Source organism: Terriglobales bacterium (assembly GCA_035487355.1).
GTDB lineage: Bacteria > Acidobacteriota > Terriglobia > Terriglobales > Acidobacteriaceae > QIAW01.
In genome coordinates, this window is the sequence record DATHMF010000029.1 from 22,139 (window position 1) to 38,992 (window position 16,854).

The 16,854-nt window shown below is 55.6% G+C and carries 14 protein-coding genes; 8 read left to right on the forward strand and 6 right to left on the reverse strand.

The window, feature by feature from the left end; all coding sequences use genetic code 11:
• Window positions 1–19: 19 nt before the first annotated feature.
• The 4 genes from aroC to VK738_06680 all read right to left on the reverse strand — a co-directional run bounded on the left by aroC (window position 20) and on the right by VK738_06680 (window position 3,047).
• Window positions 20–1,201: a chorismate synthase gene (gene aroC / locus VK738_06665; protein ID HTD22316.1), complete on the reverse strand. Its 1,182-nt coding sequence runs from the start codon at window positions 1,199–1,201 to the stop codon at window positions 20–22.
• A gap of 151 nt (window positions 1,202–1,352) precedes the next feature.
• Entirely contained in the window at window positions 1,353–1,883 is a 531-nt protein-coding gene (locus VK738_06670) for a hypothetical protein (protein ID HTD22317.1), read from the reverse strand.
• 3 nt (window positions 1,884–1,886) lie between these two features.
• Window positions 1,887–2,762 (reverse strand): DUF692 family protein, encoded by an 876-nt coding sequence (locus VK738_06675; protein ID HTD22318.1) that lies wholly within the window; start codon window positions 2,760–2,762, stop codon window positions 1,887–1,889.
• Between the two features lie 51 nt (window positions 2,763–2,813).
• The gene (locus VK738_06680; GenBank protein HTD22319.1) at window positions 2,814–3,047 is read right to left on the reverse strand and encodes a hypothetical protein; all 234 of its coding nucleotides are present in this window, start codon (window positions 3,045–3,047) and stop codon (window positions 2,814–2,816) included.
• Window positions 3,048–3,223: 176 nt separating this feature from the next.
• On the opposite strand from VK738_06680, the gene VK738_06685 reads away from it, so the two are divergent.
• The 4 genes from VK738_06685 to VK738_06700 all read left to right on the forward strand — a co-directional run bounded on the left by VK738_06685 (window position 3,224) and on the right by VK738_06700 (window position 11,615).
• On the forward strand, window positions 3,224–3,922 hold the full coding sequence (locus VK738_06685) for an ester cyclase (GenBank protein ID HTD22320.1): 699 nt from the start codon (window positions 3,224–3,226) through the stop codon (window positions 3,920–3,922).
• A gap of 204 nt (window positions 3,923–4,126) precedes the next feature.
• A complete protein-coding gene (locus VK738_06690; protein HTD22321.1) occupies window positions 4,127–5,800 on the forward strand; it encodes a 1-acyl-sn-glycerol-3-phosphate acyltransferase in 1,674 nt (557 codons plus the stop codon).
• A 108-nt stretch (window positions 5,801–5,908) separates the two neighbouring features.
• Window positions 5,909–9,538 (forward strand): TonB-dependent receptor, encoded by a 3,630-nt coding sequence (locus VK738_06695; protein HTD22322.1) that lies wholly within the window; start codon window positions 5,909–5,911, stop codon window positions 9,536–9,538.
• A gap of 826 nt (window positions 9,539–10,364) precedes the next feature.
• Window positions 10,365–11,615 carry a hypothetical protein gene (locus VK738_06700; GenBank protein ID HTD22323.1) on the forward strand — a complete coding sequence of 417 codons (1,251 nt, stop codon included), beginning with the start codon at window positions 10,365–10,367 and terminating at the stop codon, window positions 11,613–11,615.
• Between the two features lie 28 nt (window positions 11,616–11,643).
• On the opposite strand, the gene VK738_06705 is transcribed toward VK738_06700, so the two are convergent.
• Window positions 11,644–12,504 (reverse strand): phosphodiester glycosidase family protein, encoded by an 861-nt coding sequence (locus tag VK738_06705; protein HTD22324.1) that lies wholly within the window; start codon window positions 12,502–12,504, stop codon window positions 11,644–11,646.
• Window positions 12,505–12,702: 198 nt separating this feature from the next.
• Here VK738_06705 and VK738_06710 point away from each other — a divergent pair, with 198 nt between their 5' ends.
• Entirely contained in the window at window positions 12,703–13,548 is an 846-nt protein-coding gene (locus VK738_06710; GenBank protein ID HTD22325.1) for a CPBP family intramembrane glutamic endopeptidase, read from the forward strand.
• Window positions 13,549–13,582: 34 nt separating this feature from the next.
• The gene (locus VK738_06715; protein HTD22326.1) at window positions 13,583–14,674 is read left to right on the forward strand and encodes a hypothetical protein; all 1,092 of its coding nucleotides are present in this window, start codon (window positions 13,583–13,585) and stop codon (window positions 14,672–14,674) included.
• A gap of 6 nt (window positions 14,675–14,680) precedes the next feature.
• Here VK738_06715 and VK738_06720 read toward each other — a convergent pair whose 3' ends face one another.
• Window positions 14,681–15,673, reverse strand: coding sequence for an SPFH domain-containing protein (locus VK738_06720; GenBank protein HTD22327.1), 993 nt, complete (start codon window positions 15,671–15,673; stop codon window positions 14,681–14,683).
• Between the two features lie 215 nt (window positions 15,674–15,888).
• Between VK738_06720 and VK738_06725 the strand changes: the two genes are divergently transcribed.
• Window positions 15,889–16,308, forward strand: coding sequence for a VOC family protein (locus VK738_06725; GenBank protein ID HTD22328.1), 420 nt, complete (start codon window positions 15,889–15,891; stop codon window positions 16,306–16,308).
• Window positions 16,309–16,491: 183 nt separating this feature from the next.
• Window positions 16,492–16,854 (forward strand): TetR/AcrR family transcriptional regulator (locus VK738_06730; protein ID HTD22329.1); only part of this gene is annotated, 363 nt, incomplete at its 3' end.

A 16,854-nucleotide genomic window follows, 5' to 3' on the forward strand; every position in this document is an offset into this window, starting at 1 on the left:
AGAACTAGGGGATGTTGCCCTAGAATTCCTTCAATTGCTGGCAATATCCCTTGAAGTTGCGGGTAGTTTCAGTCATCGAGTCGCCGCCGAATTTTTCTAAGGCGCTGCGGGCCAGGGTGAGTGCGACCATGGCTTCGCCTGCGACTCCGGCGGCGGGGACAACGCACACATCCGAGCGCTCATAGGCCGCCTTGACGGCCTCGCGGGTTTTAAAGTCTACCGATTCCAGCGGACGCCGCAAGGTGGAAATGGGCTTCAGGTAACCACGCACGATGATGTCCTGTCCGTTGGAGATGCCGCCTTCGATGCCACCGGCGTGGTTTGATTTTCGCGTGAAGCCGGTGAAAGGAAGGTTGTTCCCTTTTTGGTAACCGATCTCATCGTGCACTTGGGAGCCAAAGGAAAGCGCGGAGGCCACGCCGGTTCCGATCTCCACGGCCTTGACCGCCTGTAATGACATCACAGCGGCTGCGAGGTGGGTATCGAGACGCTCATCCCAGTTGGCGTAGGTGCCAAGGCCGGGAGGCACGTTGTGTGCGACAACTTCAAAAACGCCGCCGATAGAGTCGCCGGTCTTGAGGGCGCGGTCTACTTCGGCCTTCATGCGCTGCTCGGTCTCTTCGTCTACGCAGTTGAGCAGAACTTCTTCGCGGCCATGAAGGGCCTGGAGTCGCTCCCAGGGGATTTCGTCCAGGTTCAAGCGGGCGCTGCCCACGGCGACCACGTGGCTTAGAACTTCAATGCCTAATTCCCGCAGGAAGAGCTTGGCCAGAGCGCCAACGGCAACACGGGCGGCTGACTCGCGGGCCGAGGCGCGTTCGAGGATGTAGCGTGCTTCGGGAAAGTTGTACTTGAGGGCGCCCGCGAGATCGGCGTGTCCGGGACGAGGCGACTTTACTTCCTTGTGTTTCTCCGGATCGCCCGCGGCAACCGGCAGCGACTCCTGCCAGTTCTGCCAGTCCTTATTGGCCAGCGTAAGCGCAATGGGCGAGCCGATGGTCTGACCGTGGCGCACGCCAGAGAGGATGTGGGCGGTGTCGCGCTCAATGCGCATGCGTCCGCCGCGTCCGTAGCCTTGTTGACGACGCCATAACTCGCGGTTGACGAATTCCTCGTCAACCTTCAATCCGGCGGGCATGCCGGAGAGCAACGCAACCAGAGCCTCGCCGTGAGACTCACCTGAGGTAGAGAATCGAAGCATAAACCTATAGGTTACAGCAAAAAGTAGATTTGTTGATATCCGTAGAAGCTGGAGATACATGTGCCACTTTTCGATAAGCTGACTGTACACCACCGGCTAGTGCGACCATTGGGCAGGAAGCCCCTAGCTTTCACTTTCCGGTCGCACGCCATCAGCCGCGCGTTACGGCAAAGATCTGGAACTGGCCTGGAATATCGCGCGAAATTAGGATCTGGTAGGCACCTTCTGGAACTTCATCCTCCAGAGGAATGTTCCTGGCAAGGCTGTTCAAGACCGCAGACGGCTCAACATCCCAAAAGACTACATAAGAACAAGGATCGCCCTGCCTCACTTTCATGAGCGCAAGCTCGAATTGTGCCACGGATGCGATCAGGCGATCACGATGACCAGTCAGCGCTTCCAGGAAAGCTGGCGCCTGTGTCTCTCTGAAAGGAGAAATGTTGTTTTGCGTGATGAAAGAACTGAGGGTCTCTTCCAGAAGATTGCGCCGTCGTAGCAGGGTAACGGTGAGTACACAGGTGCGCTCAAGGACATAGATTCGCCATAGCAAGATGTTCCTTCGTCCCTCTTCCAGGTCCTTCGAGTGCGCGACCCTGTGGATATAGGGGTCATCGTCCGCACATACCTGATAGCTGGCCCTGAACAGGCCCAGGAGTTTCCGTTGGTGGGCTGCAAGATCCATAGCTCAATTCCTAAAGGCCGCACGGAGCCGACCCAACTCCTCTGCAATCGCATTGTGGCCTAGACCTGGTACCGCCTCAGGCATGAACTCATAGACCACAACCTGGGCATTTCGCGCTGACTGCTGGACGACTTGTCGTGCCAGTTCGACGGTGGAGCTGCGGGTGAGTTGAGAGTGTACGTCCAACAGAAAGCCGTTGTGTTCTACTCCGCAGGCAACATGCAGTTCGCGAACATTCGCAGGCTGAAGTTCGCTGAGGAAGGCAGGGATATCGAACCCATGGTTGTGCGCATCGCATTCCAGGTTGTACACATCAAGAATCAAGCCGCAACCGGTTCTATTCGTGAGCGCGTTGAGGAAACCAGCATCGGAATAGTCACTCGGGAAATCAGGGATGACGTGAACAATGTTCTCTAACAGAAAGGGAAGCCTGTAACGTTCTTGAATCGCACTTACCCTTTCGCACACCATATCGAGCGCCTCATTAGTCTTCGGCATGGCAAGCATAATACCTAGGTGCTCCCCATCGACCTTGGTATAAGCGAGATGCTCGCTATGCCAAGCCACATCGACCTGCTCAAGAAAGTCGTCCAGAAGACGCAAGTAGGTGGGAGACCATCCTTCATGCGAACCGATAGATAAACTAACGCCATGCACAATAATCTGCGCTGCTTTGCCTATATTCTTGAGTTCCGACATAATCTCGTTGCTGAGGGAGATCTCATGATCATTTACCTCGGATATCGTCTCCAGCGTCACCTCGATATAGTCGACAAGGGGAAGCATGCGTTCAAGAAGGGCGGGATCGCGCCCCTCATATGTGGCGCCGATGGCCACGGATGTATTCGCTTGCGTGAGATAGTTGATACGAGCAGCCATCGGAGTACTGTTCCCCTTGTCTCCTATTTTGGTATGAAGCAAACCACCGATTTACCGGGTCAGGATGCCCCCCTGTATGTGGGGGACTTTGTTCAATTCAGCCAGTGGAGTCAGTTCGGGATCTCCGCGCAAGAAGCTGATATCGAATCCCGTCAGGCCGCAATTGCAGCCACCCTTTACGACGTGGCGGATGGCGTGATCGAGCGCGGCATGAAGGTCCTCCAATGTGACCTTCCCCTCCGCGACAACAATCTGTAGATGGTTGTTTTTGATTTCGTGCTGCATTGATTTCTCCTTTCTGGTATAGGTAGTGAGAACTAGTTGCAAATCGTTTCGCCTGGGCGCGAAAACTAGTCCCGTGATAGGAGTTCCAGTTTTGTCGAGGAGCGTCTTTTTTACGGAACTATTCCCATGCCTGGAGTATAGTGGGGGTGTTAAGTGTTCCCCATGAGGAGGTACTCATGCAGCTCCACCGGATAATCTCTCTGATCGGGATCGCCTGTGTTGCATGGGCTCTTGTGGCGGAAGCCCAGAAGAAGCCAACTACTTCATCCCAGAACACGGCTGGTCAGGTCCAGGTTGCACCGCAGAAAAAGGCGGTTACGCCGGCTCAGACCAGAGTTCCCCTGCCAGGCCAACTCCAACCGGCATCGGATGAACAGAACAAAGCAGTCGTGCGGCGGGTATTCGATGACCTCTTCACTCGCGGGCGCTATGAGTTCATCAATGATATCTATACCAAGGACTGTGCCGTCCACTTCCGCGGCCGGAACAACCGACTGGAAGAGGCGGTGGCGGAAGGTAAAGGATGGAGGTCGGCGGCTCCCGATCTCGTGATGAAGGTCGACAACATGATGGTGCAGCGCGACTTCGTGATGGTTAACTGGACTGCACTGGGAACGAACACGGGCAAAGGCAATGGAGTTCCAGCCTCAGGGAAGCGCATCCTGATCCATGGCAATAGCAAATTCCGGCTTGTCAATGGGAAGATTGCCGAGGTGTGGAACGAGTACGACCGGGACGAGATTTTTCGCCAAGTCGGGGTGTCCCCAAAACTAGGCCACCTCTATGACATGACCCAGGACTACTGGTCGGCCTTGAATCGAATTGTTTCCGATACCGGTTTGGCGGTGCTTCAGTTCAGTCTTATAAAGTTGTAAGGTATTGGGTCCAATCCCCTGTCCACACACCTGAAAGATGACCATCCTTCAGTGTCTCAGTCGCCTACGCTGCTTGAAGTGTGGACCTCTATTCAATGAACTCTGCTGGAATTCTCTTGAATCACCAATGCTGGTTTGCGCATGTCCCTGTACGACCCCTTCAACAGAACGAATTGAACGAAACGCACTAGCGAGTAGCGTGAGATGGCCAGAATAGCGCTCATCGCCCAAAAGGATAATCGCTGGGCAAACAGCATCTTGCAGATTCTCAGCCAGGCAAGAACCACCCATGAATGCTACTTTGCCGAGCTCGGTAGCTTTTGCAATAGTGCAGATGAAAGCGATCCGGAGGCGAGTTACGTCTACATTCCTTCTTTAATTGATCGGGAGGGAATAATTCCTGATTTATCCGAAGCTGAACGGGTATTTCAGCGATCTGCCAGGCTCCGGCCAAGGAAACTAGTCCTGCTTTCCAGTGCCCTGATTTATGGAACGGGCCCCTGGAGACTGGGCCTGGTCAGCGAGGATTACACCGCTGGAAATTATCGCGGAGACCAAATTTGTAGTCGCTGGAAGTCGCTTGAGGCGACGGCCGGTCAATGTTTGAATTTGAAGGGGAATGTACCACTCATAATCCTGCGTCCCACAACCGTGCTGCCCTCACCGGCTTTGCTCAGCCGGCGACTGATGCGGCGGTTCACATTTACTTTGCCTGGGCACGATCCCACATTGCAGCTTCTCAGTCTCTGCGACCTGGCAGAGGCCCTGCTCTGCGCCCTTGAGCAGGATAAACCAGGCGTATTTAATGTCGCTCCGGATGGTGTAGTTCCACTGCATGCTGCCGTTCGGATCGCCCACGGTTACAGCGTTGCGCTTCCGCGCACCTTGCAGCGCCTGTTCAGACGCTCGGATGCTCTCGACTACCTGCGCTATCCGTGGACGGTTTCAAATAAAAAAATTAAGGAAGAGCTGGGCTTTGCTCCCCGCAAATCAAGTATTGCCACTGTCTTTGAAATGGAAGCGGAAACGGAAATTGACTGCCGGAAGAGAGGCCCTTCCCTACCCTCGCCCGAGCCCACGTTTGACGACTTTGGAATGGATAAGAACCTTATTCAGTCTTACGGCAAGACCCTGTTCAAGTTTCTGTGCGATTACTACTGGCGCATCGAAGTCAAAGGACTCGAGTATGTTCCTCGCGAGGGGCCAGCAATTCTGGTCGGCATGCATCGTGGTTTTATGCCTTGGGATGGTGTCATGGTCCTGCACCAGTTGGTCCAAAAGGCAGGGAGATTTCCCCGCTTTCTCACTCATCCTGGATTGCTGAAGTTCCCATTTATTTCCAGCTTCGTAACCAAGCTCGGGGGAGTGATTGCCTGCCAGGAAAGCGCCGACCGGGTGCTTGAAAGCGGCGAGCTACTGGGTGTGTTCCCAGAGGGCGTTCGGGGCGCGTTCACACCGTATCGCGAGGCTTATAGGCTGAAGTCGTTTGGGCGCGATGCTTTTGTAAAAATCGCCCTGCGTCACCGCGTCCGGATTGTTCCTTTTGTTACCGTTGGCAGCGCTGAAATATTTCCAATATTCGCAACCATAAAATCCCGCCGATGGACCCGCTATTCGGATTGGCCCTGTCTGCCGCTTTCCACTTTCCCTATTTTGCCAGTGCCGCTGCCTTCAAAGTGGCACATGCAATTCTTGCCTGCCATTCACCTGGGAGAACAATACCCGCGAGAAGCGGCTCAGGATGCTTCGGTGATCAAAGCAATAAGCCTGGAAGTTCGAAACAGGATGCAACAAGCGGTAGATGAAATGATCCGCAAGCGCCGATCAGTGTTCTTTGGTTCAATCTTCGAGCCCGAGGAAGAAGCAGGAACCAGGTGATCTTCGCGCCAAGGAGTTGCTTGCGTTAAGCAACCGGCAATGGTAAAAGTGCACCCGAATGCAAGGAGCAATTTTTTGTGTGCTCCGGCGGAATGAGGAGCGGGTTCAATGCAAAAGATTCAGAGATTGGCGTGTCTGCTGTTGGCGCTTCTGCTGATAAGAGCGCCCATAGTTGCGCAATCGGCTGCCACCGCTGATTTGCACGGCACAGTGAAGGACTCCAGCGGAGCGATCATCCAGAGTGCGACTGTGACCGTACGCGACGAGTCGAGAAATTTTGAGCGCACCGTCCAGACCAACCAAGCTGGATACTTTACCTTTCTCTCATTACCTCCAGGCCGCTACACGGTGACCGTAAGAGCCAAGAGCTTTTCCCCGACGGTGGCTAAAGACGTCCTGGTCACCGTGGGCCAGGTTGCTGACTATCCTGTCACCATGAAAGTGGCGGCGGATGTGGAAATCACGGTTCGTGGCGAGCCGTTGTTGATTGAAACCTCCAAGACATCCACCAGCAGCACCATCGGCCAAGAGCGCATTGAAAACCTGCCCACTAACGGCCGCAACTATATAAACTTCTCCCTGACGAATTCCCAGGTTCAGCGTGATGCAGCGCCCAGTCTTGGCGGCGCGCCTACCTCGGGATTGAACTTTGGCGGCCAGCGGGCGCGCTCCAATGAGGTCAACGTTGACGCCATGGACGCCGTGGATAATTCAGTGAACGGCATCCGCTCGACCTTGTCGCAGGAGGGCGTGCAGGAATTCCAGATCATCACCAACGGCTATGAAGCCGAATACGGACGCGCCACCGGCGGGGTGGTCAACATCATCACCAAGTCCGGCACCAACAGTTTTCACGGCAGCGTTTTCGGCTACCTGCGCAACCGCAACTTCCAGGCGCAAAACCCTTTCACGAACACGCCCAATCCGGCTTACACACGTGTGCAGGCCGGGGTCGCCTACGGCGGCGCGCTGAAGAAGAACCGCACCTTCTACTTCTTCTCTTTTGAGATGGCGCGCCGGCAAGAGACCGGGTTTTCAACCATCGGGAGCGACCGCTTCGGTCTGGTTCCCTTGCCCAATGCGGCAACTTTCGGGCTTCCGGCAACCGCGCTGGTGACGCCTGCCCAGGCAAGCTTCCTTGCCACGGCGCCGGTTTCACCTTTGACTGTGGCTTATGCCCAGTTGGCGGCAGGCGGTTCTGCAGTTGCATTAGCTGGTGCGCCCGGTGCGCCGGGACCGTTAGGAGCTTTCCCTACCACCGGAGCGCCACTGCCGGCCTCCTATCACAATCTCTTAAGTCAGGTTGGGAACTATCCGGTATCTGAAGCCACAGACATTTACTCGCTCCGGTTCGACCACAAGTTTTCCAGCAGAAATCAGGTGATGCTTCGTTTTGGCCTGAGTCCCAGTGACATGACCGGGATTCAAGTGAACGCGCAGAACCAGGACTTCGGCCAGAACGCCTTTTCCCGCACTTCCACGCAGAACTATCACGACAGCAGCGCCGGGGTGCAAGACACCTGGATCCTGAGCGACAACAGGACCAACGAAGCCAGATACCAGTACTCCCGCCGCGGGCTGCTCTACAATTTTTCCAGGGCTCCGGGAGGCAGCGACGTAGCCGTCAATATCCCCGGATTCGCCTTCTTTGGCCGCGAGCCGTTTTCGTTCGTAAAGCGGGTGGAGCAGCGCAACCAGGTGAGCGACACCTTCTCCTGGATAAAGGGCCGGCACAGCATCAAATTTGGCGCTGATGTGAACGCCCTGGCGATCAATGCCGATTTCACCGTGAACTTCGGCGGCCAATATAACTTCGGTGAGCTGCCGGCGGGCTCGCTGAACTCCAATTTTGCGGCTGCGGGCGCACCGAACTTCTCTGCTGTCCAGACCTACGGCCTTGGCCTCCCTCAGGTTTTCATCCAGGGCGTTGGCAACCCGCATGATTCGTTCAAAATGACAGCGATGGGTTTCTTCGCCCAGGACTCATGGCGGATTCGCAACAATCTGACACTGAATTATGGCGTGCGTTATGACTACGAAATCACCCCGCAATTCAACGCCGCCAACCAGCTTTCGCAGGCCGCGCAGGATGCGCTGGGCATAACCCAGGGTATCCCCAGAGATAGCAACAACCTCGCTCCCCGCATCGGTCTCGCCTGGGACCCCGGGGACGATGGCAAGACCGTGGTCCGCGCCTCTTATGGAATCTTTTACGATCACCCGCCGTTAGGGCTGGCCTTTATTTCCGACGTAGCTGATGGCAGCCAGGCGCCCCAGTTCGTACTTTTTGGCGGCGCTCCCTGCAATCCGGCGCAACCAGGTTCGCCTTTCAACTTGAACGCGACGAACGCCTTCCAAGGCTTGCTTGGTTTGACTACCAGCCCGAGCACAGGTTGCTTACCGCCGGGGCTGGCTTCAGCATTTGGATTTATCGGTTCGCAGCAACGCTTTAACCCTACACCGAATGCTCCGTCGCTGCTTAACAATCAGGCTTACCTCACCGCCGGCCCGGGCGGCACGCCTGTACCGCTGATTTCGCAACCGTTCGGGTTCCCAAATGGGAAAAACTTTCAGTACGGATACGCGGAACAATCAGGACTTTCGATTGAACACGACCTCGGAAACGATTTCGCCGTCAGTGCGGCTTACAACTACACCGGCGGACATCACCTGAACCGGCCCATCAATGCAAACCCTACAAATCCCAAGGCCCTCATTGAGAACTGGGAGCGGTTCAACTCGTGGGCCATTGCCAATGCTCAGCCAACGACTCCCAATCCTCTGCTTGCTGGAACCGGGGCCGTTCCCTGTGGAGCAGGTTCTGCGGGTGCGTGGGTCAACCCCGCGCTTCTCAGCTTTTTTCGTCGCTCTGGACTGAACCCGTCGCTGACCTCGGTCCTCGCCCCTTGCCTGCCCGTTGCCAATCTCATCGCGCAGCAGTACCACCTTGGACTGGGCGTTTCCGTGCCCTTCAGCGACATGATCGCCAACTATTCCAATGGCAGTTCCGTCTATCACGGCCTCACGTTGAACCTGCGCAAGCGTATGAAGAACCACTACGAGTTCCTGGCTTCGTATACCTGGTCGCATGTCATTGATGACTCCACCGACCTCCAATTCCTGCTTTCACCGCAGGACGACCTTCGTCCTGATCAGGAGCGATCAACCTCCGCCTTCGATCAGCGCCACCGGTTTGTTTTCAGCGGCATATATCAGAGCGAAAAAGCAGGCGACGGCTTCTGGGGCAAAGTGTTCAGCGACTGGACTCTGGCTCCGATCCTCGAGTTCAGCTCCGGACGGCCGTTCAACATTGTCACTGCCACGGACCAGAACTTTAACTTCAGTACCTCCACCGACCGCCCCAACGCTGTCGCCCCAAGTACGCCGGCCAACGCTTGCGGTTTCCCAACCGTACCCTCGAAAGTATCTCCGACTGGGGCCTTCCAGATCCCGTGCTTTGTTGACTCCAATCCTCTGGACGGCAGCTTCACCGGCTCTCTGGACGGCAATCTGAGCCGCAATGCCGGAACCCGGCCTATGACCATATTCACGGATATGCGTATCGCCCGTTCCATCAGCGTCACGGAACGCATCAGGCTCGAAGGCATGGTGGATATGTTTAACTTCGTCAACCGCTTCAACGTGGCCGACATGAACTCGCTCTACACCGAAGCCGGAAAGCCGACGGCCTCTTTCGATCCACGCCAGTTCCAATTTGGCGTCAGGCTGAGCTGGTAGCAACGGTTGCTTTGTATCAGGGCACGAGTTTACTAGTGCCGATAAGTAAGCTAATGGATTGGGCTTCAGCCCCTGCGGTCCTTGCGCTGTCCAACCCAAATCTAAAAGAGCTGTCTTCGGATTAGCTTAGACTGTGGGATTCTGAAAGTGATATCACTGTGATATCAAACCCTTAACTTCTTAAGAACCATCGGCCATAATTGTGCTGAACGCGTGTTTTGAACGGGTGAGCCAAATGCGAGCGCCGGATGCGCGCGAGCAGTTGGCGAGGGGGCAGCGGTTTACCGCGGAGTCCTTAAATAAAAGCCGCATTCAAGAATGCGGGGGCTTTCGAGTCTGCGTGGGAACTCAATTTTGTGGGTACCTGAAGGACGAACAACCCCGAAGGGGTGGCGTATTATAGCCCAGCGCTTCCAGCGCTGGGTATCGTAGGAAACGATTAGTAGTCCCGTTAGGGACGACGCTATACCTTCGTGTTCTCACACAGACTCTTTTGCCCTATCCGGTCTTTGAAAATTCATTTGCCTGTAGATCGAAGCCACAGCGGAATGCTGCTTTTTCCTGAGTACTGCCACTTGCTCAGCAAGTACCCGCCCCGGCATCAACTTTAGCCGCTAGATATGCGGTGATCAGCGCTGTTTTTAGGGCTCCAACCACTAGCTGCAAGTACCCCCTCCCCACTTCCTGGCCGGGCCCAGCGGTGTAAAATGATCGGCATTTCTCAGAGCAGCTTTGCTTCCTTTCGCTTACCTGAGACGTAATCGAAGCGAGAAACACTCTCGAAGCTAGAAGCACTATCAAAGCAAGAAACACTCAGGAGCCGGTTATGAAACGCTGTGCACTGTTGGTTTGCCTGCTTGCGCTGTCCGCACTCGTTGTGGGCCAGGATTCCACGCCCGATACCCAGATGGGTAACTACCTTTTTCACATGCCGAACGGCTGGAAGCCCGTGGAGAAAGGGGAGGCTACCTACATCATGTCCCCTTCGCAGCGTCCGGGTACCGCTACGTTCATCTTGCTGCAAGCGGGTGATCTCGATTCCGATCTCCAGAAGTCGTTTAATGAGTTCTGGACGGGGTTTCACAGCGTCTATCGAATCATGCAGGGCGGCCAGATTGCCTCGATGCACGCCAAGAACGGTTATGACGCCTTGTCCACAACCGCAGTCATGTCCGATCAAAGCGGAATCCGTTGGAATGTATTTGCCATGGGCGCCCAGTACGGGAAACGGATGCAGATCGTGATGTTTGTGAGTAACGAACAGGGGGCGAACTACGACGCCAACTACAAAGTCTTTCAGAGCTTTCTTGCCAGCTTAAGTTTTGGCGATGCCCTGCCGGGCCAGAAGCTCCCGCCCGCGACCGGCGATGCAGGCTCTACCGATTCGGCCGCCAAGCGGGACGAACCCCAAAACTTGCCTCCGGGAATGCTGGCCGGAATATATGTCTGTACGGCAGGCGGTGACGGCCAACCCAGCAACAAGCAGTTTCTTTTCTATCCCGATGGCTTGATGGTCTACGGCGTTCCCCAGGAAGGCATGATCGGCTTTGACTTTAATCACTATCGCAGCGAGAGCAATCCCGATAAGAACTGGGTGGGACGCTACAAGGTGAAGGGCGAGAAAATCGAAATCGTCTGGCAGAATGAGTTTGGCGATCCCGCAAAGCCCGCAATCGTCAAGCGCAATGAAACCTCTGCGCACCCCGCCTGGGAAGTCGGCTGGGACACTTTCATTCCCATGTGCCGTTGCACGGGAAAGAAGTTTTCCGGAAAATACATCTGGGGCCGGCCCGTCGCCGACCAGTATCTGCAGTTCTTTCCTGATGGCACCTTCATTGACCACCGCGTCACCGACCAGTTGATCGTGCCCAGTGCTTTTTATGAACATCCGCGGATACAGCGAGGCACCTATTCCATCCAGAGCCAGACGTTGATTTTTACCTTTACCGATGGCCGGCGCGGTACGCGCACCTTTGTTGCCCCAAAAGTGCAGGAGAAAGATCAGATGTTTGACTGGATCGGCCTGGGCTGGCAACAGCTCTTCGAAGAGAACTATTTGGCCAAGATAAGCCGCTGAAAATTCCGCAAATAGGAAGAACTCTCTCTCAGTGAGCCAATGGTGGCCGCGGCCGGATACCAATAACATTTGGGACCGGCCATGGGGTTGAGTTGCCATCATCCTCTCGGAAAGAAGTTTCATAGCTTCCGAACATCTCAAATTCAACTTTGCCTAAATGCAAATAAAGTTGGGCTTCCGGCCCGCCTTCCAGGTGCTGGGCGGCGACGAGCCCAATGCCCGCCGACAACAGCTCCTGGTTCAGATCATGCATTGAGAATGGAGAGCGAGAAAAGATAAACAGAATTCTGCCTGCGTCATCTTCTCCCAAAGCGGCCTCGCTCCACTTCTTGTTCTGCTCGCTCCATTGGTTCGAGTTGGGCCGTTTAATCAACCTCAAGTTTTGTACGGCCGAGGCATAGTCCTTGAGGATGGCAGGCAAAGTGGTTCCCGGAGCATCCAGATCAAAGATGCGGAAAGGTGCAGGGTTCTTGGGATCTCGCGGATCAAAAGCCGCAACCGATTGATAATCGTTCACTCGACTGTTGTTGACCTGTTCCTGGAAGCGGGCGTATCCGGTGTGGGTTTTGCCGTCGCGATCGAACATCCCGGCATTAATCGCAGCCACTAGGTTGTACTTCTCACACCACTCGCGAGCGGTGCGCCCTGCCGGCTCGCCACTTTGGCTGACGCCAATAAGTTCCAGATCCCAGAGGGCAGGATCTATCCGCAGCACAGCTATTCGTGAGTCCCCAATCGGGCTTGGCTTGCCCGCCTTCAGTAATCCGAACTCGACTCCTGGAGCCAGTTGTTGCCACTTTGGATTGGCATCAGCCTTCGATCTGTGGCCAGCCTCAGCAAAGCCGGACAACAGCACGAGTAAAGCTACGGAGACGAGTGCGCGACGCATCTTTGTCCGCCTACTTTGTCAAAGAGATCGTCTCCTGTCAATAATCCGAAAAGCTCAGCTTCGCGTCTGAGTGACGGCACACTCGGACACAACTGCTTATGGAAGAGTGGGCGACGATCCCAGAGTGACTGCGCGGTGGCTCGAAAATTCACAATGCTTACGCTCGCATACGGCTTCCGTATATATTGGTTTCGACCGATGTCAGCGCAAATCCCGATTGCCGCCAAACGCGAGAACTTCATCCGACGCCATGCCGTTGTCATTTACTTTGCGCTCGCCTACGCAATTTCCTGGATGGGCGCGCTTTTCGTGGCTGCTCCAAAACTCCTGCGCGGTGAAGCCGTACCTAAACTTGATGGCCTGCTGATGTTCCCGGTCATGCTTCTTGGCCCAAGCGTTGCCGGAATCGCTATGACTTATATAGCGGATGGAAGAAGTGGTTTGAAGGACCTCTTTTCCCGAATGCGCAGGGTCCGGCTAGGGGCTCGGTGGTACATGGCGCTTTTAATTCCACCTGGCTTGATCCTCACCATTCTCTTCTGCCTAAAGACATTCGTTTCCCCGATCTTTGAGCCCAATAGTTTTCTGATAGGGATCTTGTTCGGTATTCCTGCCGGGTTTTTCGAGGAAATCGGCTGGATGGGCTACGCATTCCCGAAAATGAATTGCAAGCACAGTGCGCTGGCCTCGGCAATCATGCTCGGCCTGCTGTGGGGGACCTGGCACTTGCCTGTAGTTGACTTTTTGGGCACTGCTACTCCTCACGGCCCATATTGGTTCCCCTACTTTCTAGCATTTGCTGGAGCCATGACCGCCATGAGAGTTGTGATTGTTTGGATTTATGCCAACACCAAGAGTGTGTTGTTGGCCCAGCTCATGCACATAAGTTCCACAGGATCCCTGGTCATTTTCAGTCCCGTTCGTGTAAACGCCGCCCAGGAAACCGCATGGTATTGTCTCTATGCATGTGTGTTGTGGATTGCTGTTGGGCTCCTCGCCCTGAAGTATGGAAAGAGTTTGACACTCTCCCCAGATGCAACCTAATATCGGGTGCACCGAACATCAAAGTTGGGTCTTTATGACAGAAGCAGCAGTGAAGGAACAATTTGCCTGTCCGAGTTGCGGAGCAGGAATGCAATTCAGCCCGGAATCGGGCCAACTGAAGTGCGCCCACTGCGGACAAACGCAGGCGATGATCGCCGGATCCACGGTTACAGCTCATGATTTCAACGGAACCGTGGCCGGCCATCAACTGCAACCTATCACGGCGAATGCGCTTCAGGTGACTTGCACCGGATGTGGCAGTGTTGTGGCATTTGAACCGCCGGAAGTCGCCGGGGCATGCTCGTTCTGCGGGACCGCGATAGTAGCCCAGCCAAAGGCAGCCGATCCGCTGATTGCGCCGGATGGGGTATTACCGGTGAAGCTGCCCAAGCAAGGCGCGCTCACCCGGCTACAGCAGTGGCTCAGCTCGCGGTGGTTCGCTCCGAGCGCGCTGAAGCGGCTGGCCCGGCCAGAGGGAATCAACGGGGTGTATCTTCCCTTCTGGACGTACTACTGCCATACGGCGAGTACGTATACCGGTGCACGCGGCGAATACTATTACGAAACGGAAACCTACACGGAACAAGACAGCAGCGGTAATTCGGTGGAGCGCACGCGCGAGGTGCGACATACGCGATGGTATCCGGCGTCGGGGAGTGTCTCGGAGGATTTCAATAATGTGCTGGTCCCTGCAACCAAGTCCGTACCCGAAGAGCGGCTGAACAAACTGCAGCCCTGGGACCTCAATGCGCTCTGTGGCTATGAGCCTGCTTACCTGGCCGGCTTTCGCGCCCAGCGCTACCAGATTGAACTGGTCGAGGGTTTTGAGCATGCCAAAATTGTGATGGCAAGAGAGATCGAGAGGTCGGTGCGGAGTGACATCGGTGGCGATGAACAGCAGGTCTCGAGCGTGAATACGGTCTACTCGAACATCTTCTTTCTGCATCTCTTGCTGCCGGTGTGGATCGGCGCATACCAGTTCCAAGGCAAGGTCTACCACGTGGTGGTCAACGCACGCACGGGCGAAGTGCAAGGCGAGCGGCCCTACAGCGCATGGAAGATCGGGGCCTTAGTGCTGGCGATTCTCGCGGTCGTGATCCTGATTATCGTGCTCAACAATCGTTAGATACAGTTACTGTTGTGGCTTCCCGCAGCTTGGGCAGAACTTCCCTGCACTGGGCATTGGCTTTCCGCATTCCACGCAAAACTTGCTGCCGGCCGCGGCGGCTGGGCCCGCAGAGGCGGGCGCTGCTTCGCCGCCACTGGTTGCGGATTTCATGCTGTTCATCATTGTCTGCGCCATGCCCATGCCCACGCCCAAACCGGCGCCCAGCCCGGCACCGCCGCCTTCGTTTGCGGCGGCAATCGGCATGGCTTGCGCCGCCTGGAATTGCGTGTAACGGTTCATGTCGCCAATCATGTTCATGCTGATTCTTTGGTCCAGTATCTTCTGCAGCTCGTCGGGCATTGAGAGGTTCTCAACCACGAACGTATCCAGCGCGAGACCAAGGTTCGCGAATCCCGGCTTGAGCAATTCCGTCGCCTGCTGCGCCAATTGCGATTGGTTGGCGGCCATATCCAGAAATGGCACGTTACTCTGGGCAAAAGTGTTGGAGAGAACGCCGACAATGGTATCGCGCAGTTGGCCTTCCAAATCGGTCACCATGTATTGGTCGCGCGTGCCGCTGATCTTCTGGTAGAAGACCTTGGGGTCGGCTACGTGATAGGAGTAGATGCCAAAAGCACGGAGACGCACCGCGCCAAACTCCTTGTCGCGGACCGTAATGGGATTGGGTGTACCCCAATGCTGGTCGGTCTGCATTCTCGTGGAGAAGTAATACACGTCTGACTTGAAGGGCGATTGGAAGGCTTTATCCCAGTTCATCAAATAGGTCAGGATGGGCAGCGTGTTGGTCGTGAGCTTGTAGAGGCCGGGAGTAAACTGGTCGGCAATCTTGCCTTCATTCACGAACAGCGCGAGCTGCGAGTCGCGCACGGTAAGCTGGCCCCCGTTCTGGATCTCGCGGTCCTGCATGGGATAGCGGTAGGCGAGGATTCCATCCGCCGGCTCCACCCAGTCAATGACGTCAATGAACTGCTTCCCGAGAAACGATTTTAGGCTCATAAATTCCCTACCCTCCTGGCTTTTTATGCACGTGTGTACTTGACTGAATCGTATGGCGGCGCTTGCGTGGATGTCAATCGAAAGAAGGCAGCGCGAAAGGAATTGACTTCATGGCGTTTGACATTGCGATGGTCGTCAGAGGGCCCTTCGGTTGGTTGGCCGCAAGTTATAATGGGCCGCAGCAGGCATTGAAACCAGCGCGAGGGAGATTTTCTGTGAGCCATTACGCGGAGAGTGCCATGGATTCCAAGACCGCTATAGCCCCAATGCTCTCGGTTCGAAGCGGGGCGAAGGCGATTGAGTTCTATAAAGCGGCGTTCGGGGCCGGCGAGTTGTTTCGCCTGGACAACGAGAATGGCGAGGTAGTCGCTCGGCTGTCCGTAGGGGCCGCCGAATTCTGGGTCGCTGACGAGTCTCCCGAGCATCTGAATTTCAGTCCCGAGTCTCTGGGCGGCGGTTCTGTGCGGATGGTCATGATCGTGGAAGACCCGGATGCCGCTTTTGACCGGGCCGTCACAGCAGGAGCCACCGTGGTTTGGCCCGTCAGCAACCAGTATGGCTGGCGCTTAGGACGAATCGTTGATCCGTTCGGACACCATTGGGAAATCGGCAAGCCGTTGTCGGAAGGTTCTTGAGCTCTCGATGCGAAGCTGTGAGTCGTTTTCTTACCCCCCGGCCCTGCGCAGTCCAGCGGCATGAGGTTGCCTACCCGCAGTCACGTACCGCCCAAATCGTCGCTGTGAGCACGGCTATGTTTTTCTAAATTTTCCCTTGACAACATACCGACTGGTCTGTATTTTGTCTGCGTGAAGACAATCGTGAGTACGACCAAAGCACCGGAAGCCACACGACGGAAGATCCTGGGAGCCGCATTTGCGGAGTTCTACAAGAACGGTTTCCAGGGTGGGAGCCTGAATCACATCGTAAAAGTGGCAGGGACCACCAAGGGTGCGCTGTTTCATCACTTCTCAGGCAAGCAGGAGCTGGGTTACGCAGTCGTTGACGAGATCATTGCGCCGATTCTTAAGGAGCGTTGGCTTGACCCGCTGGCGGATTCGTCGGACCCGATCGCGGACGTGAAACGTTCCTTCCGGCGATTCGTCAAAGAGGACATCAAGAGCGGCTCGTTCGTGCAGGGATGTCCATTAAACAACCTGGCGCAGGAGATGTCGCCGCTGGAT